This window comes from Gordonia sihwensis NBRC 108236, from assembly GCF_000333035.1.
Lineage (GTDB): Bacteria > Actinomycetota > Actinomycetes > Mycobacteriales > Mycobacteriaceae > Gordonia > Gordonia sihwensis.
Map to the genome: position 1 here is coordinate 1 of NZ_BANU01000002.1, position 22,132 is coordinate 22,132.

Annotated in this window: 19 protein-coding genes and 1 riboswitch; of the genes, 9 read left to right on the top strand and 10 right to left on the bottom strand. The window is 69.2% G+C overall.

What is annotated here, in order from left to right:
* From GSI01S_RS01640 to GSI01S_RS01660, 5 genes are all read left to right on the top strand, one after another.
* Nucleotides 1–2,074, top strand: a 2,074-nt coding sequence (locus GSI01S_RS01640) for a hypothetical protein (RefSeq protein ID WP_006894552.1), incomplete at its 5' end; no start/stop codon positions are given.
* Nucleotides 2,075–2,167: 93 nt separating this feature from the next.
* The gene (locus GSI01S_RS01645; protein WP_006894553.1) at nt 2,168–3,331 is read left to right on the top strand and encodes a zinc-binding dehydrogenase; all 1,164 of its coding nucleotides are present in this window, start codon (nt 2,168–2,170) and stop codon (nt 3,329–3,331) included.
* A 151-nt stretch (nt 3,332–3,482) separates the two neighbouring features.
* Nucleotides 3,483–4,037 (top strand): YceI family protein, encoded by a 555-nt coding sequence (locus GSI01S_RS01650; RefSeq protein WP_006894554.1) that lies wholly within the window; start codon nt 3,483–3,485, stop codon nt 4,035–4,037.
* A 75-nt stretch (nt 4,038–4,112) separates the two neighbouring features.
* On the top strand, nt 4,113–5,840 hold the full coding sequence (locus GSI01S_RS01655; protein WP_101841614.1) for an adenylate/guanylate cyclase domain-containing protein: 1,728 nt from the start codon (nt 4,113–4,115) through the stop codon (nt 5,838–5,840).
* Between the two features lies 1 nt (nt 5,841).
* Complete coding sequence (locus GSI01S_RS01660; protein ID WP_006894557.1) at nt 5,842–6,711, top strand: oxidoreductase; 870 nt, start codon at nt 5,842–5,844, stop codon at nt 6,709–6,711.
* Between the two features lie 11 nt (nt 6,712–6,722).
* Here the strand turns inward: GSI01S_RS01660 and GSI01S_RS01665 are convergent, their stop codons facing one another.
* From GSI01S_RS01665 to GSI01S_RS01685, 5 genes are all read right to left on the bottom strand, one after another.
* Complete coding sequence (locus GSI01S_RS01665; RefSeq protein ID WP_006894559.1) at nt 6,723–7,352, bottom strand: alpha-ketoglutarate-dependent dioxygenase AlkB; 630 nt, start codon at nt 7,350–7,352, stop codon at nt 6,723–6,725.
* A 53-nt stretch (nt 7,353–7,405) separates the two neighbouring features.
* A complete protein-coding gene (locus GSI01S_RS01670) occupies nt 7,406–8,563 on the bottom strand; it encodes a pyridoxal phosphate-dependent aminotransferase (RefSeq protein WP_039866699.1) in 1,158 nt (385 codons plus the stop codon).
* A 33-nt stretch (nt 8,564–8,596) separates the two neighbouring features.
* Nucleotides 8,597–9,049, bottom strand: a complete 453-nt coding sequence (locus GSI01S_RS01675) for a hypothetical protein (protein ID WP_006894563.1) — start codon at nt 9,047–9,049, stop codon at nt 8,597–8,599.
* 84 nt (nt 9,050–9,133) lie between these two features.
* On the bottom strand, nt 9,134–10,786 hold the full coding sequence (locus GSI01S_RS01680) for a DNA repair helicase XPB (protein WP_006894564.1): 1,653 nt from the start codon (nt 10,784–10,786) through the stop codon (nt 9,134–9,136).
* Nucleotides 10,787–10,835: 49 nt separating this feature from the next.
* On the bottom strand, nt 10,836–13,175 hold the full coding sequence (locus GSI01S_RS01685) for a helicase-associated domain-containing protein (RefSeq protein WP_006894565.1): 2,340 nt from the start codon (nt 13,173–13,175) through the stop codon (nt 10,836–10,838).
* 46 nt (nt 13,176–13,221) lie between these two features.
* On the opposite strand from GSI01S_RS01685, the gene GSI01S_RS01690 reads away from it, so the two are divergent.
* The gene (locus GSI01S_RS01690; protein WP_006894566.1) at nt 13,222–13,404 is read left to right on the top strand and encodes a hypothetical protein; all 183 of its coding nucleotides are present in this window, start codon (nt 13,222–13,224) and stop codon (nt 13,402–13,404) included.
* A 147-nt stretch (nt 13,405–13,551) separates the two neighbouring features.
* On the opposite strand, the gene GSI01S_RS01695 is transcribed toward GSI01S_RS01690, so the two are convergent.
* From GSI01S_RS01695 to GSI01S_RS01705, 3 genes are all read right to left on the bottom strand, one after another.
* A complete protein-coding gene (locus GSI01S_RS01695; RefSeq protein ID WP_006894567.1) occupies nt 13,552–14,184 on the bottom strand; it encodes a transglycosylase family protein in 633 nt (210 codons plus the stop codon).
* Nucleotides 14,185–14,192: 8 nt separating this feature from the next.
* Nucleotides 14,193–14,385, bottom strand: a riboswitch (cyclic di-AMP (ydaO/yuaA leader).
* Nucleotides 14,386–14,648: 263 nt separating this feature from the next.
* On the bottom strand, nt 14,649–15,179 hold the full coding sequence (locus GSI01S_RS01700; RefSeq protein ID WP_006894569.1) for a flavin reductase family protein: 531 nt from the start codon (nt 15,177–15,179) through the stop codon (nt 14,649–14,651).
* Nucleotides 15,176–15,385, bottom strand: a complete 210-nt coding sequence (locus GSI01S_RS01705; RefSeq protein WP_006894572.1) for a hypothetical protein — start codon at nt 15,383–15,385, stop codon at nt 15,176–15,178. The genes GSI01S_RS01700 and GSI01S_RS01705 overlap by 4 nt, the downstream gene beginning before the upstream one ends.
* A 116-nt stretch (nt 15,386–15,501) precedes the next feature.
* Here GSI01S_RS01705 and GSI01S_RS01710 point away from each other — a divergent pair, with 116 nt between their 5' ends.
* Entirely contained in the window at nt 15,502–15,921 is a 420-nt protein-coding gene (locus tag GSI01S_RS01710) for a cold-shock protein (RefSeq protein ID WP_006894574.1), read from the top strand.
* A 22-nt stretch (nt 15,922–15,943) separates the two neighbouring features.
* Here the strand turns inward: GSI01S_RS01710 and GSI01S_RS01715 are convergent, their stop codons facing one another.
* Entirely contained in the window at nt 15,944–16,528 is a 585-nt protein-coding gene (locus GSI01S_RS01715) for a DUF2771 family protein (protein ID WP_039866702.1), read from the bottom strand.
* Nucleotides 16,529–16,606: 78 nt separating this feature from the next.
* Nucleotides 16,607–18,403 carry an MFS transporter gene (locus GSI01S_RS01720; protein ID WP_006894577.1) on the bottom strand — a complete coding sequence of 599 codons (1,797 nt, stop codon included), beginning with the start codon at nt 18,401–18,403 and terminating at the stop codon, nt 16,607–16,609.
* Between the two features lie 142 nt (nt 18,404–18,545).
* Between GSI01S_RS01720 and GSI01S_RS01725 the strand changes: the two genes are divergently transcribed.
* Nucleotides 18,546–19,328 (top strand): DUF3027 domain-containing protein, encoded by a 783-nt coding sequence (locus GSI01S_RS01725; protein WP_039866704.1) that lies wholly within the window; start codon nt 18,546–18,548, stop codon nt 19,326–19,328.
* Nucleotides 19,309–22,101 carry a sacsin N-terminal ATP-binding-like domain-containing protein gene (locus GSI01S_RS01730; protein WP_006894580.1) on the top strand — a complete coding sequence of 931 codons (2,793 nt, stop codon included), beginning with the start codon at nt 19,309–19,311 and terminating at the stop codon, nt 22,099–22,101. The genes GSI01S_RS01725 and GSI01S_RS01730 overlap by 20 nt, the downstream gene beginning before the upstream one ends.
* Nucleotides 22,102–22,132: the final 31 nt, after the last annotated feature.

Consider the following 22,132-nt stretch of genomic DNA (forward strand, 5'->3'; position numbering starts at 1 on the left):
CGTCGTCACCTTCGTCGACGAGATCGTCGACACCCCCGTCGACGTGCCGCGCGTCATCGAGAAGCCGATCGTGACGGTGAAGGACGAGATCGTCGACAACGAGATCGACATCCCGCGGTTGGTGGAGAAGCCGATCGTCACGATCCTCGACGAGATCGTCGACAAACCGATCGAGATCCAGCGGCTCGTGGAGAAGCTGCTCGTGACTGTGGTGGACGAGATCGTGGAGCGGCCCACCGAGGTCTCGCGCATGGTGGAGAAGCTGCTGGTCGAGATCACCGACGACGTCGTCGAGAAGCCCATCAGCGTCGAGCGGATGGTGGAGAAGCCGATCGTCACCATCGTCGACAAGGTGGTGGAGGTCCCGGTCGAGTCGGTCGTCGAGAAGGTGATCGAGAAGCCCGTCGAGAAGATCGTCGAGGTGATCCGCGAAGTTCCCGTCGAGAAGATCGTCGAGAAGGAGATCGAGGTCCCGGTCGAGAAGATCGTCTACAAGCCCGTCGAGAAGGTCGTCGAGAAGCACGTCGACGCGACCGAGGAATCGGCGGCGGAGACGACGGTCGAGAAGGAGATCGAGGTCCCGGTCGAGAAGATCGTCTACAAGACGGTCGAGAAGGTCGTCGAGAAGGAGATCGAACTCGTCGTAGAGAAGGCGGAGATCAAGACCGTCGAGGTGCCGCGCGAGGTGATCGTGGAGCAGATCGTCGACAAGCCGATCGAGAAGCCGGTCGACCATGTGGTCGAGCGGATCGTCGAGAAGCCGAACGTGGTCGAGAAGGTGATCGAGAAGCCCGTCGACCGTGAGGTGGAACGGATCGTCGAGATCCCCAACGTCACCGAGAAACTGGTCGAGAAGCCGGTGGACCATGTGGTCGAGCGGGTGGTCGAGAAGCCGAACGTGGTCGAGAAGATCGTCGAGAACCCCGTCGAACACGCCGTGGAGCGCGTGGTCGAGAAGCCCGAACTGGTCGAGAAGATCATCGAGAAGCCCGTCGAGCACGTGGTGGAACGGGTTGTGGAAGTGCCCAACGTCGTCGAGAACGTGGTGGAGAAGCCCGTCGACCGTGTCGTCGACAAGGTGGTCGAGATCCCCAACGTCATCGAGCAGGTGGTGGAGCGGCCCGTCGACCGCGTGGTGGAGCGGGTGGTGGAGCGGCCGAATGTGGTCGAGAAGATCGTCGAGCAGCCGGTGGACCATGTGGTCGAGCGGGTGGTGGAGCGACCGAATGTGGTCGAGAAGATCGTCGAGCAGCCGGTGGACCATGTGGTCGAGCGGGTGGTGGAGCGACCGAACGTGGTCGAGAAGGTCATCGAGCAGCCGGTCGACCGCGTGGTGGAACGCGTCGTCGAAGTGCCCAACGTGATCGACAAGGTCGTCGAGCGCCCCGTTGACCGCGTGGTGGAGCGGGTGGTGGAGCGGCCGAATGTGGTCGAGAAGGTCATCGAGCAGCCGGTGGACCGGACCGTCGAGCGCGTGGTGGAACAGCCCAACGTGGTCGAGAAGATCGTCGACAAGCCGGTGGAGCACGTCGTGGAGAAGATCGTCGAACGGCCGGAGATCATCGAGAAGGTGGTCGAGCAGGAAGTCCGCCGCGAGTTCGACAAGAACGTGCAGACCCCCGTCCTGGTGGAGAACGTGATCGAGAAGCGGTTCGACCACGTCGTGGAGCGGATCGTCGAGAAGCCCGTCGAGCACATCGTGGAGAAGGTGGTCGAGAAGCCGGTCTACGTCGAGGTCGAGAAGGTGGTCGAGAAGCCCATCGAGCAGATCGTCGTGGTCGAGAAGCCGGTCATCGTCCGCAAGGTGGTCGAGAAGCCGGTGGAGACCTACGTCGAGGAGTCCGAGGACACCGTCCGGACCGTGACCCACGACCAGCCGGAGCCGGCGACCGGCGGCGAGACGCAGTACGTCCAGCCCGAGCCCGACACCGGCAGGCATCACTGGGTGGACGCCGGCACCGGGCAGCACCCGGACCACGGCTTCGCCGGCTCCGAATCCGAGGAGACGCGGCCGCGCGTCAAGGTGGACCCGACGTACACCGTTCGCCGGGCGCGCCACCGCAGTCCCGACTGAGATCAGTAGGCACGACGGCATCCGAGGGGAATGTTCCCTCGGATGCCGTTGTGCGTCCTGATGCCGGCACGCACCCGGCCCTACAGTGGACGCATGAAAGCTGTGGTGTGTCACGAAGGTTCGCTCGACGTGCGCGAGATGGAGATTCCCCGCCCCGGTCCGGGCCACGTATTGATCAAAGTGCTCCGCGCCGGGATCTGCGGGTCCGACCTGCATGCGCGGGTTCACGGAGACGTCGCCGCCGACATCGGGGAGAAGGTGGGCTACGACCACTTCATGCGCCCCGCCCACGAGGTGGTGATGGGCCACGAGTTCGTCGGGGAGGTGGTCTCGTACGGTCCCAAATGCCGCAAACGGTGGAAGCCGGGCACAGCGGTGGTCGCGCTGCCGATCATCCGTCACGACGGCGAGGTCGAAATGGTGGGGCTCTCGGCGCAGGCGCCCGGGGCGTACGCCGAATACATGGTGGTCCAGGAAGATCTGGCGATGCCCGTCCCCGACGGTGTGGACGTGGAACTCGCGGCCTTGACCGAGCCGCTCGCGGTGGCGCATCACGCGGTCCGGCGCAGTGAGATCGGCCGGCGCGACGTGGCCGTTGTGGTCGGCTGCGGCCCCATCGGCCTCGCGGTGATCCTGATGCTGAAAGCGGCGGGAGTGCGCACGGTGGTCGCCGCCGACCTCTCCGAACTGCGCCGCGACCTCGCCCGTCAGTGCGGAGCAGACGTCGTGGTCGACCCCGCCGTCGACAGTCCGTGGGACGCGGCGCCGCAACAGAGGAAGCACTTCACCCGCGTCGGAGATCTGTTCTCGGTGGCGTTCGACGCCATGCACGCACTTCAGACCATTCCCCGGACGCCGTGGTGGTCGCTGATGAGCGTCGCCGACAAGCTGTCGCTCACGCCGCGCGGGCCCGTGGTCTTCGAATGCGTCGGCGTTCCCGGAATGATCGACGACCTCGTCGCGCACGTGCCCTTCCGCTCGCGGGTCGTGGTGGTCGGAGTGTGCATGGAGCCGGATGTCTTCCAGCCTGCGATGGCAGGCAACAAGGAGATCGACCTGCGCTTCGTCTTCGGCTACGACCCCGCCGAGTTCCGGGCCACGCTGCACATGATCGCGCGCGGGACGGTTCAGCCGAGGCCGCTGCTCACCGGCACAGTCGGGCTCGGCGGTGCCGCGGGGGCATTCGAGGCGCTCGCCTCGGCACGCAGTCACGCGAAGATCCTCATCGATCCGGCGAGCGACGTCGTGGACGTCTGAGCGTCCGGACGTGATCCGACGGTACTTTCCGTGATTGGCGCCACAACCGGAATTATCCGGACCACGGTCCGGTTATGCTCTGTGTGTGTGCGGCACACGCCGCCGCAGAACCACAGACGCCATCGAGATCGCTTCCGCAAGGAGAACCGTCATGACTGCAGCAACCGTCACCCCCGCTGACCTGACCCCCGGCACCTGGACCATCGACCCGGTCCACTCGACCATCGGCTTCTCGGTCCGCCACCTGATGGTCTCGAAGGTCCGCGGCACCTTCGACGCCTTCACCGGCACCATCACCATCGCCGAGGACGGCACGCCGTCGGTTCAGGCCGAGATCGACGTCACCTCGATCAACACCCGCAACGAACAGCGCGACGGCCACATCAAGTCGGCCGACTTCTTCGACGCCGAGAAGTTCCCGACCGCCACTTTCACCTCCACCTCCGTCGTGGAGAAGGGCGGGGACTACGAGCTCACCGGCGACTTCACGCTCAAGGGCGTCACCAAGCCGGTTACCCTGAAGATGGAGTACAACGGCGTCAACGCGGGAATGGGCCAGGGCCCGGTCGCGGGCTTTGAGGCCTCGACCGTGATCAACCGCAAGGATTTCGGCATCGACATCGAGATGCCGCTGGAGACCGGTGGAACCGTGGTCGGTGACAAGATCACCATCACGCTCGAGATCGAGGCGACGCACACCGCCTGATCGCTCCACCCCGACATCACCTCCCGGTCTTCGGTAATCTCAGTGAGATTCCATTGGGCCGGGAGGTGATTGCTTGTGCGTGGCGAGACTCGCACTGAGCTGCACCGTTTTGCCGAATGGGTGGACCGCAGGCTGAAACTGGCCTACTTCGGCGGGCGGCTCGTGGAAGGCGGAAGCGAACGCGTCGCCACCGAGTGGCGGGCGATGGACGTGGCGACCCGCCGCGGAATCGTCGCCCGGGCCATGGTGCTCGGAAGCGCGATTCTCGGCGGGGCCAAGATCCTGATCAGCATCGAGACCTTCATCGCGGTGTTCCTCGCGTTCAGCGGCGGCGAACTCACGCTGCACTCGGGTTCCGAGGATCCCGGCATGCTCGCGGTACTGTTCTCGACGCTGGTCGGACTGATCGTCAGTCTCGCGATCTCGCTGCTGTTCCTGAAACCGCAGTTCGCGTGGTTCGTCAGCGGCGGTCCCGCCGACGACGACCGTCGAAGACAAGTGCAGGTGATCCCGACCCGCGTGGTGTACGCCGACCTGGTCGGCTGGCTCGCCGCGTACCTGATGTACGTGGTGCTCTCCGACGCCGAGCCGGTGTTCCTGCTCGCCATGCTCGTGGCGTTCATGCTCGCCGCCATAACCTCGGCGTGCCTGAACTACATGTTCATCGAGAGCGCGGTCCGGCCGTTGACGGTGCTCGCCTTCGGCGGGCGGTCGATGCGGTTCGCGATGCACGGCGTGCGCGAGCGCATGGCGGTGATCTGGCTGGTCTCCTCGGCGGTGCCGATGGTCGGGATGGTCACGATCATCGTCGGGCGGGTACTCGGCCTGGTCCCGCAGGTGGAGGATCGTTTCGACTGGCCGATCGCGTTTCTGGCCTTCATCGCGCTCGCCTCGGGCGGGCGCGTCGTCGGACTGGTGGGCCGTGCGATCCGCGATCCCCTCAACGAGATGAGCGATGTCATCGAATCCGCTCGCGACGGCGACCTGACCAGGCGCGTCGCCGTCTACGACTCCTCCGAGATCGGTGTGCTCCAGCATGGCATCAACGGGATGCTCGACGGCCTTCAGGAACGTGACCGGATGCGCGAGATCTTCTCCCGCCACGTCGGAGTGGGGGTCGCCGACCTGGCTCTCGAACACGGCGGAGATCTGGTCGGATCGAACACCGAGGTCGCGGTGATCTTCGTCGATATCACCGGGTCGACGTCGTTCGCGGCACGGCGCGACCCGCGCGAGACCGCGGTGGTTCTCAACGCCTTCTTCTCCATCGTCGCCGAGGTGGTGGAACGGCACGGCGGCTTCATCAACAAGTTCGAGGGCGATGCGGCGCTCGCCGTATTCGGTGTGCCCGCGCCACTGGACAATCCCGCCGAATCGGCGTTGGGGGCCGCGCGCGAACTCGGTGTGGCGCTCGGTGAGAAGCTCCCGCTGGAGTGGGGGATGGCCGTGGCCTACGGTCCGGTGTTCGCCGGCAACATCGGAGCGCGGACCCGGTACGAGTACACCGTGATCGGGGACCCGGTGAACGAGTGCGCGCGGTTGTCCGACCGGGCCAAGGAGGGATACTCGCCCGTCTACGCCAGCGGCGCGGCCATCGACCGTGCCGGCGCCGACGAGGTGGCGAAGTGGCGCCGCGTGGATCGGGTGACCCTGCGCGGTCGGCCGGAGCCGACCGAGATCTTCGCGCCGCGCGAGTTGCTGATCCGCGCCGAGCCGCCGTCGCTCGGTAGTGTGCTGGCTGACCTGGTGAAGTTCGCCATACCGCGTGAGCGTTCGCCGCGTGCGGCCGCGAAGGAGCAGTGACATGAGCGATCGGCCGACAGCCGGATTACCCGACCAGAGCGGCCGCACCTGGGTGATCACCGGCGCGAACAGCGGGCTGGGTGCCGAGATCGCCAGGGCTGCCGCGGCGGCCGGCGCCGACGTGACCCTCGCCTGCCGCAACCTGGACAAAGCCGAACGTGTGGCGGGCCGGATCGGCGCGTCGGCGCGCGTCGCGCATCTCGATCTGGCCGATCTGGGCTCTGTGCGCGATTTCGCGGCCGGCGTCGAGCCGTTCGACGTCCTGGTCAACAACGCCGGAGTGATGGCACTGCCGCACAGGCGTACGGCCGACGGTTTCGAGATGCAGATGGGCACCAACCACCTGGGGCATTTCGCCCTCACCGGACTGCTGCTGCCCAGAGTGCGCGAGCGGATCGTCATCATGTCCTCGCTCGCGCAGAACTGGGGAAGGATCCACGCCGACGACCTCAACTGGGAGCGGCGGCGCTACAACCGATGGGCGGCGTACGGCGACTCCAAGCTGGCGAACACCGTGTTCGGACGAGAGCTGGCGCGCAGGCTCACCCAGTCGGGATCCCCCGTGCGGGCGGTCCTGGCTCATCCCGGCTACACCTCGACCGGTCTGATGGGGCAATCCGAGACGCCCGTGGACTACCTGATGAAGGCGGGCGCGATGCTTCGCGTGGGGCAGCCTGCGGCTCAGGGGGCGTTGCCCGCACTGTTCGCGGCGACGGCCGACGTCCCGAACGGCAGCTATTGGGGGCCCAACCGGGTGCTGCGCGGTACACCGTCGCGTGCACGTTATCGTGCGGCGGCCGACGATCAGCGGGTTCGCGACCGCCTCTGGTCGGCGTCCGAGGAACTGACGGGCGTCACTTTCGACGTCTGAGAGCGCGCGGGTCAACGCACCCCGGCGGGACGGAACTGGACGCTGATCCGCGGGCCGGCCCCGGGCGTCTTCGGGACCGCGTGATCCCATGTGCGCTGGCATGAGCCACCCATCACCAACAGATCGCCGGAACCGAGGATGAATTTCCGTGACGGTCCGCCGCCCCGCGGGCGCAGCAGAAGGGTGCGCGGAGCGCCCAGGGAGACGATCGCGACCAGGGTGTCGTCGATCCGTCCCCGACCGATCCGGTCACCGTGCCAGGCGACGCTGTCGGAGCCGTCCCGATACAATGCCAGACCCGCGGTGGCGAAGCCCTCGGGCAGTTCTCGTCGGTAGTGGTGCGTCAGTGCACCGCGGGCCCGTTCGAGGATCTCGTGCGGCAGCGCGCTGCGCTGATCGTAGAAGGCCAGCAGTCGCGGGACGTCGACTACCGACTCGTACATCTGCCGGCGTTCGGCTCGCCACGGCACATCGGCGCGTAGGGCGTCGAACAGGTGCATCGACCCGGTGACCCAGCCCGGGCGCACATCGACCCAGGCGCCGTCGGAGAGCGGGTGTCGTACGGTGCTCGCGCTCAGTGCGGCCAGGCCGACGTCCGCGTCAGCCGAGTCGAACAACGAGGCCTGAACTCCAGTGCCCATGGCTGGAGCCTACCAGGGTATCGAACGTATGTTCTAGTACGAACGGCGCGCGGTCATCGCAGACTGCCGAGTCGCTCGGCGGCCTCGGCGATGACCTCGTCGCGCTTGCAGAAGGCGAAGCGGACCAGGTGCCGCCACGGCTGATCGTCGTCGACGAATGCGCTGACCGGCACGGCGGCGACCCCGATCCGCGCCGGCATCTCGCGGCAGAACTCGAATCCGTCCGAATACCCGAGAGGGCGCGGATCGGCGCAGACGAAGTACCCGGCCTCGCTGCGGTGGACGTCGAACCCGGCCGTGCGCAGCGCGTTCGACAGGACGGTCCGTTTGCGCGCCAGGTCGGCGGCGTTGGCCCGCACCCAGTCCATCTCGGTGCGCAGCGCGTGCGCTACCGCGGGCTGGAACGGTCCGCTGCCGACGTAGGTGAGGAACTGCTTGGCCGCACGCGCCGCCGCCACCAGATCGGCGGGACCGGTGATCCAGCCGACCTTCCACCCCGTGCACGCGAAGGTCTTGGCGGCGCTCGAGATCCGCAGGGTGCGCTCGGCCATCCCGGGCAGCAACGCGAGCGGGTGCTGGCCGCGGCCGTCGAAGAGCAGGTGCTCGTACACCTCGTCGGTGATGGCGACGGCGTCGTACTCGATCGTCAACCGTGCGATCTGGGCGAGGTCGTCGTCGGTGAGTACCGTGCCCGTCGGATTGTGCGGCGAGTTGACCAGCACCGCAGCGGTATTCGGTCCGAACGCGGCGGCCAGCGCCGATCGGTCGAGCACGAATCCGTCGCCGTCGCGCACCAGCGGAACGGTGCGCCGGACACCGCCCGCAAGGGCGACGCAGGCCGCATAGGAGTCGTAGTACGGCTCGATCATCACCACCTCGCGGCCGGGCTCGACGAGCCCGAGCAGGGCACCGGCGATGGCCTCGGTGGCGCCGACGGTCACCAGGACCTGCGAATCGGGGTCGCGGTCGATGCCGTAGTGATCGCGCTCATGTGCGGCGATCGCGTGGCGCAGCGACGGCACACCGATCCCGGGCGGGTACTGATTGCCGCCTGATTCGATCGCGTCGACGGCCGCCGCCAGCATCGATGCCGGCCCGTCGGAGTCGGGGAACCCCTGACCCAGGTTGATCGCGTCGTGCTTCACCGCGAGGGCCGACATCTCCGCGAAGACGGTGGACGTGAACGGGCGCATGCGGTCGACCAATGGCATGGCTCCAGGTTGGCACACACCCGACCCATGCGGTCAGCGGACGTGCGCCACTCCCGTGCACGTCGGCGCGGCCAGGGTGAGGAAGGGCCCTCGGTTCATCGCTCGCGTGGTGATCCGGACCGGTCCCGGACCCGTGGCGATCTCCGCCGAGAACCCGGCGCCCTCGGCGTCGTGGGTGAAGTGGGCATTGCTCTGGCCGCTCCGGCCGGTGCGCAGGTTCTTCCAGGTCAGGGTGCCGTCGGTGCGGTAGCCCCAGATGCTGGGATTGCCCCAGGTGACGCTGATGCGCCCATTGCCGTCGGGGTAGACGGTGACGCCGCCGTAGTAGGGATTATCGATGATGTTCGGTGACAGGCCGATGCAGTTCTGCGCGACGTACTCGCTGGTCTCGATGTCGGCGCCGGCCGCGCCGGCCCCGGCCGCGGTTCCCGCGACGACGGCTCCCGCTGCGAGAGCGACGACAGTTCCGGTGACGAGACGGTTCACGGTTCCCCCTTGGAATCGACGATGGTGTTCGAACCCCCGACAACCGGTATGTCGCACGAACAGACGACGAGTGTTACGTGCGTCTCACGGCAGCGGCGGTCCGACGATGTCGTCGGCGTCGACGATCCGGTACGCGTAGCCCTGCTCGGCGAGGAATCGCTGGCGGTGCGCGGCGTAGTCGGCGTCGAGGCTGTCGCGCGAGACGACCGAGTAGAAGTGCGCTTGACCGCCGTCGGCCTTGGGCCGCAGCAGACGGCCGAGGCGCTGGGCCTCCTCCTGGCGAGAACCGAACGTACCCGAGACCTGAACCGCCACCGAGGCCTCGGGGAGATCGATGGAGAAGTTCGCGACTTTCGAGACCACCAGGGTCTGCAACTCTCCCCGGCGGAAGGCGTCGAAGAGCTTCTCGCGTTCGGCGTTCCGGGTGGAGCCCTGGATCACCGGGGCGTCGAGTTCCCGGCCCAACTCCTCGAGCTGGTCGATGTAGGCGCCGATGACGAGGGTCTGGGAGTCCCGGTGGCGTTCGAGGATCGACCGGACCACGCGGATCTTGGAGTGGGCGGTGGAGCAGAGCTTGTACTTCTCCTCTGGTTCGGCGACGGCGTACTGCAGCCGCTCCGAATCGGTCATCGTCACCCGGACCTCGATGCACTCGGCCGGAGCGATCCAGCCCTGCGCCTCGATGTCCTTCCACGGGGCGTCGTAGCGTTTGGGGCCGATGAGGCTGAAGACGTCGCCCTCGCGTCCGTCCTCGCGGACCAGCGTGGCGGTGAGGCCGAGGCGCCGTCGCGACTGGAGGTCGGCGGTCATGCGGAACACCGGGGCCGGAAGCAGATGCACCTCGTCGTAGATGATCAGACCCCAGTCGCGCGAGTCGAACAGGTCGAGGTTCTTGTACTCGCCCTTCGACTTGCGGGTCATCACCTGGTAGGTGGCGATGGTGACGGGCCGGATCTCCTTGCGCTCGCCCGAGTACTCGCCGATCTCGTCCTCGGTCAGGGAGGTCCGGGCCACCAACTCGCGCTTCCACTGGCGGCCGGCGACCGTGTTCGTCACGAGGATCAGCGTGGTGGCGCCGGCCTTGGCCATCGCCGCGGCGCCGACCATAGTCTTTCCCGCACCGCACGGCAGGACCACGACGCCCGAACCGCCCGCCCAGAACGAGTCGGCCGCCAACTCCTGATAGTCGCGCAGATGCCAGTCGGTCTGCTCCAATTCGATCGGGTGCGCCTCGCCGTCGACGTAACCGGCGAGGTCTTCCGCGGGCCAGCCGACCTTCAGCAGGATCTGCTTGAGGCGCCCGCGCTCGGACGGGTGGACCACGACGGTGTCGTCGTCGATCCGCGCGCCGAGCATGGGCGCGACCTTCTTGTTCCGCAGGATCTCCTCCAGCACGGCGCGATCCAGACTCACGAGGGTGAGCCCGTGCGCGGGGTTCTTCATCAGCTGGAGCCGCCCGAAGCGGCCCATCGTGTCGACGATGTCGACCAGCAGCGGCTGCGGAACCGGGAAACGCGAGTGCGTGACGAGGGCGTCGACCACCTGCTCGGCGTCGTGGCCGGCGGCCCGCGCGTTCCACAGTGCCAGCGGAGTGACCCGGTAGGTGTGGACGTGCTCGGGAGCGCGCTCGAGTTCGGCGAAGGGTGCGATCGCGGCCCGCGCGGCGGCCGCCCCCGGATGGTCGACCTCCAGCAGGAGGGTCTTGTCCGATTGCACGATGAGAGGTCCGTCGGTCACCGGTCCATTGTCCAGGTTCGGGCGCGGTGCGGCCACCTGCCGTCGGGAGTCAGAGCACCTCGACCCGGGTGATCCGGTGCAGCGCGAACCGGAGGTCGGGCTCGCCGCCCTCCTCGTCGGCCACCAATTGTCCGGCGGCCAGCGAACGGGCGTGCACCACATGCCGACTCGCCGCGCCCTGCGCGTCCACATAACCGATGCGCAGGCGCCTCCCGGTGCGCAGGGCCAGTTGGATCAGCGTGGACACGGTCTCGCCGGCGGCACCCGACGCCGAGGCCGCGGCGACCGGTCCGGCGGCGCGGTCGGCGGTCCGCATCCGGGAGACGACGGCGTGCGCCTGACCGGGACCGAGAGCGGCGCGTCGATGCGGTGGGGACGACGCCGCACCGCGGGCCGGGACGCGGACGCCTCGGCTGCGCAGGTCGATCAGCGCTCCGGAGGAGTCCTCGCCCGCGGGGCTGAACCCCGATGCGCGCAGCCGGTCGATCACATCGCGCAGCGGTGCCGCCGACACCGCGACCGTCGGGGCCAGGGCGCGCAGGGCCAGCTCGGTCGCGGCCTCGCTGCGCAGCACCTCGGTGAGCGTCGCGGTGTCGTCGCAGCGGATGAACGACGCCGCCACGCCCACGCGCAGCCGGCCGTGTCTGCGGGCGACGTCGTCGATCAGATATGTCAGCGACTGCGGCACGGGCGTCCGTGAGTGCTCGTGGAGGAACGTGGCGATCTCGGCGCTGGTGCGGCCGGTGTCGAGCGTGCGCCGCACACTGTCTTCGGTGATCCGGTACATCGAGGCGGCACCGCCCGATTCGAGGTCGGCGATCAACCGGAGCCGGTCGGCCACGTCCGGATCGAGCGGCCCGGGCACCACGACTGTCAGGTCGGCCTGGACCAGAAAGTAGTCGATGAGGTCGGGCAGGGACGCGTCCATCGCCGCGAGCACGTCGGCCGCCGACTCGGCGTCGGCGGGAACGTCGAGGAGCAGCCGCCCGGCGGTCGTGAGCGAGCCGTGCGCCACGAGTCCGAGTTCGGTCGCCTCGCGCAGGGTCTCGGACACCACGTGCACGTTGAGCCGGCGGAGACGGCGCGGATGACGCCATCCGAGTACCGCGGTCAGCGCTTCGGGGGACACCGGGTGGGCGGGCTCGGCGTCGGCGAGCGGAGCCAGCACCGCGCGGCGCGAGGCCGCGGCGGTGGCGTCGAACAGTTCGGACGACAGCGCCGCGAGGGTGTTCCCCTCGCGGTCGGTGTCGCCGATCTGCCAGGGCTGCCGCGGCAGATCGAGCCACGCCCGCGCCATGCCGAGCCATCGTCGCCCGGAACTCAGATGCGCCCAGGCGTCGACGGCGCCGGTGGGCGCGAAGACGTCGTCGGCGAGGTGGTCGCCCGCGTCGGAGTCGGGCGCACCCGCGTCGAGCAGCCGCTGCCTGGCCAGCAGCTCGACGAGCAGGCCGACGCGGCTCACGGTCAGGGCGGTGGTCTTGGCGAGGCGCCGGAGTTCGCGGATGCCCAGGCCGCCGGACCGCAGCAGGGCCGCCGGCGCGGTGCCGAGCGCCTCGATCAGATCGCCGGAGTGACGGAGCAGTTCGAGCGCCTCGCCCGCACCCGCGGCGTCGACGGCCTTCGCGTCGAACCGCCCGGGGCCGTCCGCACCGGTGAGTGGCGGTTCCCGCAGGACCGCGGTCTCGAGCGGCGGCTGACCGCGAAGCAGTTGTCCCACCTGGGGCGGAAGCTCCACGGTCTGCTCATCGATCCGTGCGAGCAGACCGAGGGAGATGAGGGTGGGCACCGGCGCGCTCGGATCGGCATCCGGTGCGGCGTCGCGACTGCGCCCGAGAGACGACCCCTGGGCGAGTGTGGTGAGCAGTTCCCTGGGCCGCTCGGCGGCCGATTCGATGCGCTCGCGGATCTGCGCGGGAGTCGACTCCGCGATGGGGCCGAGCAGATTGTGAGCCCGCCACGGCAGGGCGTCGGGCAGATGCGCCCCGGCGATCCAGTCGGTGTGCCTGCCGCGTCGACGCGGCCCGGTGCCCCACAGCAGTGCACGGGTGACCATCTGGTCGAGACGCGCGTCGACGTCGCCGCGCCGCGCCCGCCGACCGAGACGGGCGACGATCGCGTCCCGGCTCACCGGCCCGAGGAGTTCCTTGCGTTCGCCGATCGCACTTGACGCGTCGAGAAAGGCCTCGATCACCGCGACCGCCAGAAGGTCGAGCCCTTCGCCCGCCAGGGAGATCGACGCCGCCGACAGCGCGCGCTGGGCGAGGACACCGGTGCCGCGGGGCGGGGGAGAGGCGAGGTCGGGCCGGGCGATCAGCAACTCGACGAGCGCATCGTCGGACCGCTCGGCGAGATCGTCGGCCAACCCGCGCAGCGGCAGGTCGGGACTCATTCGGACAACTGTACCGCCGGTTCAGCGGGCATGGCACAATGAGGCCGTGGCTAAGAAGAGTGGATACGTGGACAACGGTTGGCCGACGGATATCGGTGAGCAGCACGCGGTGACGGAGTTCACCTCTCACCTGGCGGGTGCGCTCTCGCCGTTCGGCGATTACTACGAGCTGCCGCAGCCCGTCGACAGCCTGCCGTACATCCAGTCGAAGACCGTCGTCAACCGCTGACCTGACCTGAGCTCTGCCGAGACCGGCCGGACCGTGTGGTCCGGCCGGTTTTCGTGCGCCATGTGTCACGTCGGTGCGGGGGCGGTCGCGAAATGCGAGAAGACCCCCGCCGAAGCGGAGGTCTTCTCGGATGAACTTCTCGGGTGATCAGGGGAGGTTGATCAGGCCCTTGTTCTGGTTGTACAGCTTCAGCTGGTCCGGGGTGAGCTGGTAGCCGGAGTCCTTGGCGGCCTTCCAGGCGCTGCGCACCTCGGGGCTCACCTTGGAGTCGTTGACGACCTTGTCGATCTGCTGCTTGGCCTCTTCGGTGTTCTTGGCGTCGGCAGACTTGGCCAGGCCGGTCTTCGGGGCGTCCTGCTGCTTCGGTGCGAGCGGGTTGGCCGGCTTGGGGGTGGCCGGGGCGCTGCGCTGGGTGGGGCCCGAGAGGGGACCGCCGCAGGTGGGCCATGCGCCCTTGCCCTGGGTGGCGAGAACGCGCTCGCCGACGGCGATCTGCTGCTCGCGGGTGGCCTGGTCGGCGCTCGGTGCGTACTGGGTGCCGCCGTGGGCCGCCCAGGTGCTCGGGCTGAACTGCAGGCCGCCCTGGTAGCCGTTTCCGGTGTTGATGGCCCAGTTGCCGCCGGACTCGCACTGTGCGACCTGATCCCACTCGGAATCGGTCGCTGCCGAGGCGTGACCGCCGCCCATCAGGGCCGCGCCGCCGCCGATGATGGCCGACGTGAGGGCGATCTTCGCGAAAGTCTTGGTATTGGTCGTCTGCTTCGAGTGACGTCCGGACATATGTCTTCGTTTCCTCTCTCCACGCGCCTACGAGGTGAGCTGTCGGGTTCGGGCTGAGAGGTGCCCGGTCCGGCTCGCGTCACTGGGTGCGACGTCTGCCGGGCTTAACCCCAAGGCCGACCACCGAGGTGATCGACCGCTTCCCGGAGGATTGTGGGTCCCCCGTCCTCGCTCCTGAAACTGCATCAGCGGGTGTCCTGCCGGCGGAGCGAGGTTGGGCGCGACCGGCGGAACGGGCGTTCGGGTGGTCGCCTGGGTGGCGGCCGTCATGAACACTACGTCGTCGGGCCCGCGAGAACATCTGATGCGAAGAGGTGCTCTGAGGTGGCGTGAAGCGGCCGATCGGGCGTCGTGGCACGTCCGTGCTGCTCACGGCACTGATACCCGTCTCGTATCCCGTTTGTTATCGGGTTGTTATGTGACAAAGGTCACATCCTGTTTGAGAGTTCCGACACGCCGGTATGTCAGGATTGCGCGCGTCGAGCTTCGAGTGCGCGGAAGCTGCTGGCGTGGAAGACAAGTGGTTCGACGTTCGGGTCGCAGCGCAGGGCGTCGATGGTCAGAAGCACCACGAGGTGGTCGCCCGCGGGGATCTCTGAGAACACCGTGCATGCCAGGTGGGCGGCGGCGCCGGGGATGAAGACCGCGCCCGAGTCGTCGGCGATGGGGCGTACCCCGGTGAACCGGTCCTCCGGCGGCCCCGCGAGCCTGCGGCAGACGTCGCCCTGGTGCGCGGCGAAGACACTCACGCCGACGGTGCCGCCCCTCAGTGCGGGCCAGGTGGTGGAGCCGTTGCGGACGCACACCGACACCAGCGGCGGATCGAGCGAGACGGTGGTGAAGGCGCTGGCGGACATCCCGATCGGGTCGCCCCCGGGATCGTCGCCTGTGCGACACACGGCCACCACGCCGGATGGGAAGCAACTGAAAGCTCGTTTGAGTTCGGTCTCGTCGCTGACGGGCCGCAGCGGCCGGTCCGGGTCGATGCGGTTCACCGGCTGCGCCGGCCGGACAGCAGGGCGAACACGATCCCGAGCAGCAATCCCAGCGGTGCGCCCATGGCCAGAACGTAGACGGTCGTGACGACGGCCGTCCCGGTGTCCCGGACCGCCGGGAACAGCAGGGCGATGCTCGCGATCATCCCGATGCCGAACATGACGACGGCGACCCCGAGCAGGCGTGAGGACTTCTGGGTCTGCATGGCGTCAACGGTAGCCCGAACGCTAGAATCTGTTGCAGCGCGCCTCCGCTCGGACTGCCATCGGGCCAAGGCGCTTTTGTCTGTGGCAGACCAGATCAGTTGTGAAGGTGAGCACTGTGCCGACCGGCCGGGTGAAGTGGTACGACTCCGCGAAGGGCTTCGGGTTCCTGTCGCAGACCGACGGCGAGGATGTGTACGTCCGGGCCAACGCGCTGCCCTCGGACGTCTCGGAGCTGAAGGTCGGACAGAAGGTGGAGTTCGACATGGCGGCGGGACGCCGCGGCCCGCAGGCGCTGCGCGTCACGGTCCTCGAACCGGCGCCCAGTGTGGCGCGCAACACGCGCGAGGCGGCACGCCGCGAGCGGGACGCGAAGCGTCTCTCGCCCGACGAACTGCACGGGCTCATCGCCGATCTCATCACCTTGCTCGAAGGCAAGGTGCAGCCGGATCTGCGCAACGGCCGCTATCCCGACCGGAAGACCGCCCAGCGGATCTCGGAGGTCGTCCGCGGCGTCACACGCGAACTCGACCGCTGACGCGGGCCTCCGTCCGGCCGAGCTAGCCGCGCTGGTCGGGCAGCGTCGCGGTGTTCGGAATGCGGAAGTCGACCGGCAGAGTCCGGATCGAGAAGGTGCCGCGGATCGACAGGTCGACGTCGAGCGAGTCGTTGTCCTGGCCGGGGGTCTTCTCCCGGTACGCCGAGATCGACGACACCTCCACGCCCATCAGCACCCGATCGGGTTCGCTGTGCAGAATCTGCGTGAAAGTGGTGCCCGGCAGGTGCAGCCACATCACGCGTGCGATGCCCCGTGGTGTCGCGTATTCGGCGATGAGCGTCCACGGCCCGTCTGAGATCTCCTTCGGAACGCTCAGGGTCACCCGCTCGCCGATGGCGACCGGGTGGTCGTAGGTGCGGAGCTTGAACTTGCCGTTCCGGTCGACGAGTCGGCAGTCGTCCATCTTCACCGAGCACCAGTACGACGGTTCGGCCCGGGTCAGGTGGTCGCCGGCCTGGAACGAGATGGTCGGCAGCGGCTTCTCGTGTCCCCGGACGAGCAGCGTGGTGGCGCCGGCGATGATCACCAGGGCCGCGACCACCACGGCTCCGATGATCGCGAGGGCCTTCTTGTCTCCCGGTTGCATCACGTCGAATACGTCCTTCGGTTAGGGGGCGGGGGCTGGGGGATGTGCGGGCTCGATCAGGGGCGTGTCGGCCGCGGCTCAGCGCGGTGCGCGCAGATGGTCGGGCACTTCGATCGGCATCGTCGGGGCCGCGTGATCGGGGCGGCGGCCGCCGAAGCCCGGCACCATCGTGGAACCGCGGCTGGTCAGGAAGGTCTGGACGAGACCGATGCCGACGAACACGGTGACCACGGTGAAGCCGATCCACAGCTCGGTGGGCAGGAGCACACCCAGGGTGGCGCCGAAGACCCAGCAGAGTTGGAGCACCGTCTCCGACCGGCCGAATGCGGACGCCCGGGACTCCTCCGGTAGATCGTCCTGGATGCTCGAGTCCATGCAGACCTTCGCGATGGCGCTGGTCGCCGAGCCGATGAAGCCTGCGGCGACGACGAAGATCAGCGAGTTGAAGACCGCGGCCAGCAGACATCCGACGAATGTGGCGGCGGTGGACCACACGACGATCGCGGTGGGATTGCGCAGCTCGATCCGCGTGCCGAGGCCGTTTCCGACGGCGTTGCCGACGCCGGCGGCGGCACCCACCGCACCCAGCATCATCAGCTGCGCCCAGCCGGAACCCAGGTGGTCCTGCGCCTTGGCGTAGAAGGCGATGTACAGGGTGAGAAACCCGGTCAGGATGCGGATGGTTCCGTTGCCCCACAGTCCGGTCACCACCGAACGGCCCAGCGGCTGGCGCATCTTGGCCGCCAACCGCTTCGAGAGGCTCGGCTTGTGGGCCCGCTCGGTGGGGGCCTCGGCGTCCGGACTGCCGCGGTAGGTGATCGTCGTCGGGACCTCGCCCTCGGTCACCTCCACCCACGACGGGATCTTCATGCAATAGTAGCCGCCCATCGCTGCGACCAGCACCAGCCAGATCATCGCGCCCGGAACGTGGAAGGGGAGGAACTTGCCGAGCACCATCTCGAGCGCGCCCGCGATGCCGCCGCCGACGATGGTGCCGCCGATCAGGCCGAACGTGGTGAGCCGGGAGTTGACGCGGGGCAGATCGATCGAGGGCGGCAGCACGCGCGGTGCCACGGCCGATTTGAGCACCCCGAACGATTTCGACAGGACCATGAGCCCGAGGGCGCACGGATAGAGCACCCACGGCTTGTACGTGAGCTGCCCGGATGAGGAGTCCCACGAGGAGTTCACGATGATGAGCAACCCGAGGACCGCGCGGAGGCCGAAGGTCGCGGCCATCGCGATTCGCCGCCCGTTCTGCAGCCGGTCCAGAAGCGGCCCGATCAGCGGTGCGATGAGCGCGAACGGTGCGATCGTCAAAGCCAGGTACAGGCCGACGTTGACCTTCGATTCGCCGGTGGCCGCGGCGAAGAACAGCGTGTTCGCCAGCGCGACCGCCATCGCGGCGTCGACGGCGCTGTTGGCGATCACCGGCAGCGTGAGCGCGGTGAGTCCGGACCGGTCGGCGCCGTCGGCCGTCGCCGCGCGATGCACCATGTTCACGCCGCGGGCGGTGAAGTACTTCGACCGCCGCGCGAAGACCCGGACCACCGTGACCTTCTCGGGTGGAACGTATTCGGTGCCGCGGCGACGGTCCTGCGCGCCGGCCTCCGGCTTGATCCGGGTGGTCGGCTGGTCGACGGGTTCGGTCTGCGGGTCGAGCGGGGGCAGATGCGGGTTGCGGGTGCGCGGAGGCAGATAGCCCTCGCTGGCCGGACGTTCGCGGGACTCGAACGGTCGGGTGGGCACGCGCGGTCGCGGGTCGGCCGGGTAGTTCGCCTGGCCGGGATGCGGCGCCGGCCGCCGCGGAGACCGCGGAGACTGCTGCCGGTCACCGCCGTGGGGGCGGTTGTCACCGGGTTGACGAGGATTCACGTCATCAATTGTTCCCTATGACGCGGACAAGGCTGGGAACAGGCGGCGCCCGATGCTTCGTGCGTGCCTCGCCGATCCCGCGAATCGTCTGCGAAAGGTGCCTGACGTGCATTACCCCGGGCCGCTATTGCACACTGGAAGGGTGAGTGTTGCATTCGAGAACGGCGCCCTGGTGGATGCTGTCGCCTTCGCGCGCGAAGCATTGATCGCCGACGGCGAAACGCCTGGTGAGCATCTGGGGGCGCGCTCGGAGGGCGAGTACGCCGCCACCCACTACTTCGCCGCCGAAGTCCCCGGCTACCGGGGTTGGCAGTGGTGCGTCGTCGTCGCGGGTGCGCCCGAGTCGAGGGAACTGACGGTCAGCGAGACCGTCCTGCTCCCCGGCGACGGCGCTCTGCTCGCCCCCGAATGGGTTCCCTGGGTGGATCGCGTCGCGCCGGGCGATCTCGGTCCCGGCGATCTGCTGGCCGCGCCCGCCGACGATCCGCGGCTGGTCCCCGGGCAGATCGACACCCTCGACGTCGATCCCATCGACCGGGATCAGGTGGGGCAGGTCTCGGCGGAGATCGGCCTCGGACGCAAGCGCCTGCTCTCCTTCGAGGGCCGCGCCGACGCCGCCCAGCGCTGGTACGACGGCGAATTCGGTCCCGATTCGGCGATGGCCCGCAACGCCCGGCACTCGTGCGGGACCTGTGGTTTCTACCTGCCCCTCGCCGGAGCGCTCCACGGCGCCTTCGGCGTCTGCGCCAACGAGCTGTCCGCCGACGGCCGCGCGGTCTCCGCGGAGTACGGTTGCGGCGCGCATTCGGACGTACGGCCCGCACCGGGCAATGGCAGCCCGGCCTACGACGCCTTCGACGACGGTGCCGTCGAGGTCGTGACGCTGCCGGCCGTTCCGGCGAGCGATGCCCCGGCCGGAGACTGATCCCGCGGATCCGTTCGGGACCGCGGACCTGCGCCGGAGCACCCTGCAGGGCTGGCTGTCGTCGCCCACCCGTCTGGCCGAGGACGCTGCGGCCGAGGCGGAACTTCTCGAGATCGGTTACCGCGACCGCCTCTTCACCGAGCTCGCGGCCAATGCGGCCGACGCGGCGAGCCTGGCCGGCATCGACGGCCGAGTGGCGGTGTGGGCCGACGGCGCCACCGTCCACGTCGCGAACACCGGTGCGCCGCTGACGGCCGCCGGAGTCCGGTCGCTCACGGCGCTGCGCGTGTCGCCGAAGAGCCCGCTGATCCACGGCGGGACCACCGTCGGCCGCTTCGGCATGGGTTTCCGTGCCACGTCGCTCGCCGCGCGCGTCACCCTCGCCTCACGCAGCGGATCGATCGAGTTCGACGCCGATCGGACTCGCGGACAGATCCGCGCGCTGATCGACGATCCCGATTCGGAGCTGGATCTTGATCGGGTCCCCGCGCAGCGACTGGCCTGGCCCTCGGCGGCCCAGCCCGCTGCGGGATTCGACACCGAGGTGGTGCTGGAGACGGCCGACGAGGAGGCCGCGGCCGCGATCGTGTCGGCGGCGCAGCACCAGGCGCCCGACCTCCTGCTCGAACTGGAGGCGCTCGCGCGGATCGACGTCGCCGGGCGGAGTTACGAGCGTCTGGCCGACGGCGACACCGTCGTCATCACCCGCGACGGCACCGAGCACCGGCGCTGGCTGATCGCGCGAGCCGCCACCGCCCGATGGCTGGTGCCGATCCGGGACGGACGGATACGGCCGCTGTCGGGCGACGCGCTGCGCAGCCCCAACGCCACGGATATCGAACTGACCCTTCCCGCGCGCGTGATCGCCGACCTGCCGTTGACGCCCGATCGCCGGGAACTGCATCCCGACGCCGACGTCGAGGCGGCGGCCGCGGGTTATCCCGAACTCGCGGCACTGGTTCCCGACGACCAGAAGCAAGCGGTGATTCCCCCGCCGGCGCTCGCATCGGGCCGGGTGGACGCGGTGCTCCGGGAGGCGGTCCGGGACCGGCTGCGCACTGCCCGGTGGCTGCCGTCTGCCACCGGGGAGGCGCTCTCGCCCGAACGGGCGTGGGTGCTCCCGGGCCTGACGGCCGACCTCGCGGCGCTGCTCGGCGACCTTCTCGAACCGTTGGCGCATCCGGATGTCAGTGACCGGGTGACGGCGTCGCTGCTGGTGGGGTTGGGCGCTCGGCGCCTCGGCCTGGCCGATCTGGCCGAGCTGCTGTCCGGTGCCGGCGGCGAGGACACCGCATGGTGGTCGCGGCTCTACGCGGCGCTGGCGCCGATGGTCCCGGACGCACGGACCGCCGAGGAACTGGGAACGCTGCCGGTTCCGCGCGCCGACGGCCGCATGAACGTCGGGTGCCGCGGGCTCTTTCTCATCGACGGGCTGGACGGGCTCGACGATCCGCCCGTCCCGAGCTGGGTGCCGACCGTCGATCCCGCCGCCTACGACCCGCTCCTGGACCGCCTCGGACTCACGCGCATCTCGCCCGCGGCGGCTCTGGCGCTGCCCGAGCTGATCGCGGAGCTCGACGCCGGCCCCGATTCCGACGACCGCGCTGCCGACCCGGACGCCGTGACCGACGTGGTGCTCAGGATCCTCGGACTGCCCGACGCCGGTCGCGCGCCGGCCGAACTCGGCGGTCTGGAACTGCTCGGAGCCGACGGCGAGCGGTGGCCGGCGGACGAACTCCTGCTGCCCGACAGCCCGCTGGCGCAGGTGCTGGTCGACGACTCTCCGTTCGGAACCGTCGCCGATTCGGTGGTCGAGACGTACGGGCCGACGGCTCTGCGCCGACTCGGCGTCGGATGGGGATTCACGCTCGTGCGCGACGACGCGCCCGTCGCGCCGGATCACGACCTGCCCGACGAGGAGCGATGGTGGGAGGAGCACGAGGTGCCGCCCGAAGAACTGATCGCCGTTCGCGACCTGGACCTCGTCGACCCTCGGCAGTGGCCGGCCGCTCTCGCGCTGCTGGCCGACGACCCCGACACCGCGTCCGCGCTGACCGGCGGGTACACGCGGTGGTGGCTGCGCCGATACGCCGAGATCGACGGCACGGCGCTACGGGGTCTCCGATCGGTCGACGAGACGTCGCTGCGCGGGCTGTTCGACCCCGTCGAGGTGCCCGTGGCGGCCGCCGGACTCCTCGCCGCCGGTGAGCCGGACGACGCCGACGACGCGGCCGACTGGCTGGCAAGGCTCGCCGATCCGGCACGGACGGTCGCACCCGGCGTCGCAGTCCGTGCCCATGCCGCGCTGATCAGTGCCGTGCGTTCCGGGGCGTTCGCGGTCGACGACGTCGAACCGCCCCGAGGCGCCCGGACGGTCTCCGGCGAAGTCTCCGACGATCCCGTGGTGGTCGGGGCGCCGTGGTGGATGAGCGTGGTGCCCGCCGGTCGCGCCGTCCTGCCTGCGATCCCGCCCGACGCCGATTCAGCCGCTCTGCTGGCCGATCTCCTCGATGCACCTACCGCGGCCGAGGTCTACCGGGTGATCCCGGACCAGGGCGGCGAGTCCGTCGACCCCGACTCCGCCGACGCCGTCCGGCTGTCCGCGGCGGCCGGACTGCCCGCGCCCCACCGCGTGCGGCTCCACGACGATCTCCATGTCACGGTGACCGGTGAGACCGACGACCGGCGGCGCGTGCCCCTGTGGGTGGACGACGACGGGACGGTGCATCTGAGCCGATGTCGGGGGCGGGCGGACGATGAGCCAGTACCGTGAGCGGCGAGCCGCGAACGACGAGTTCCCTCCA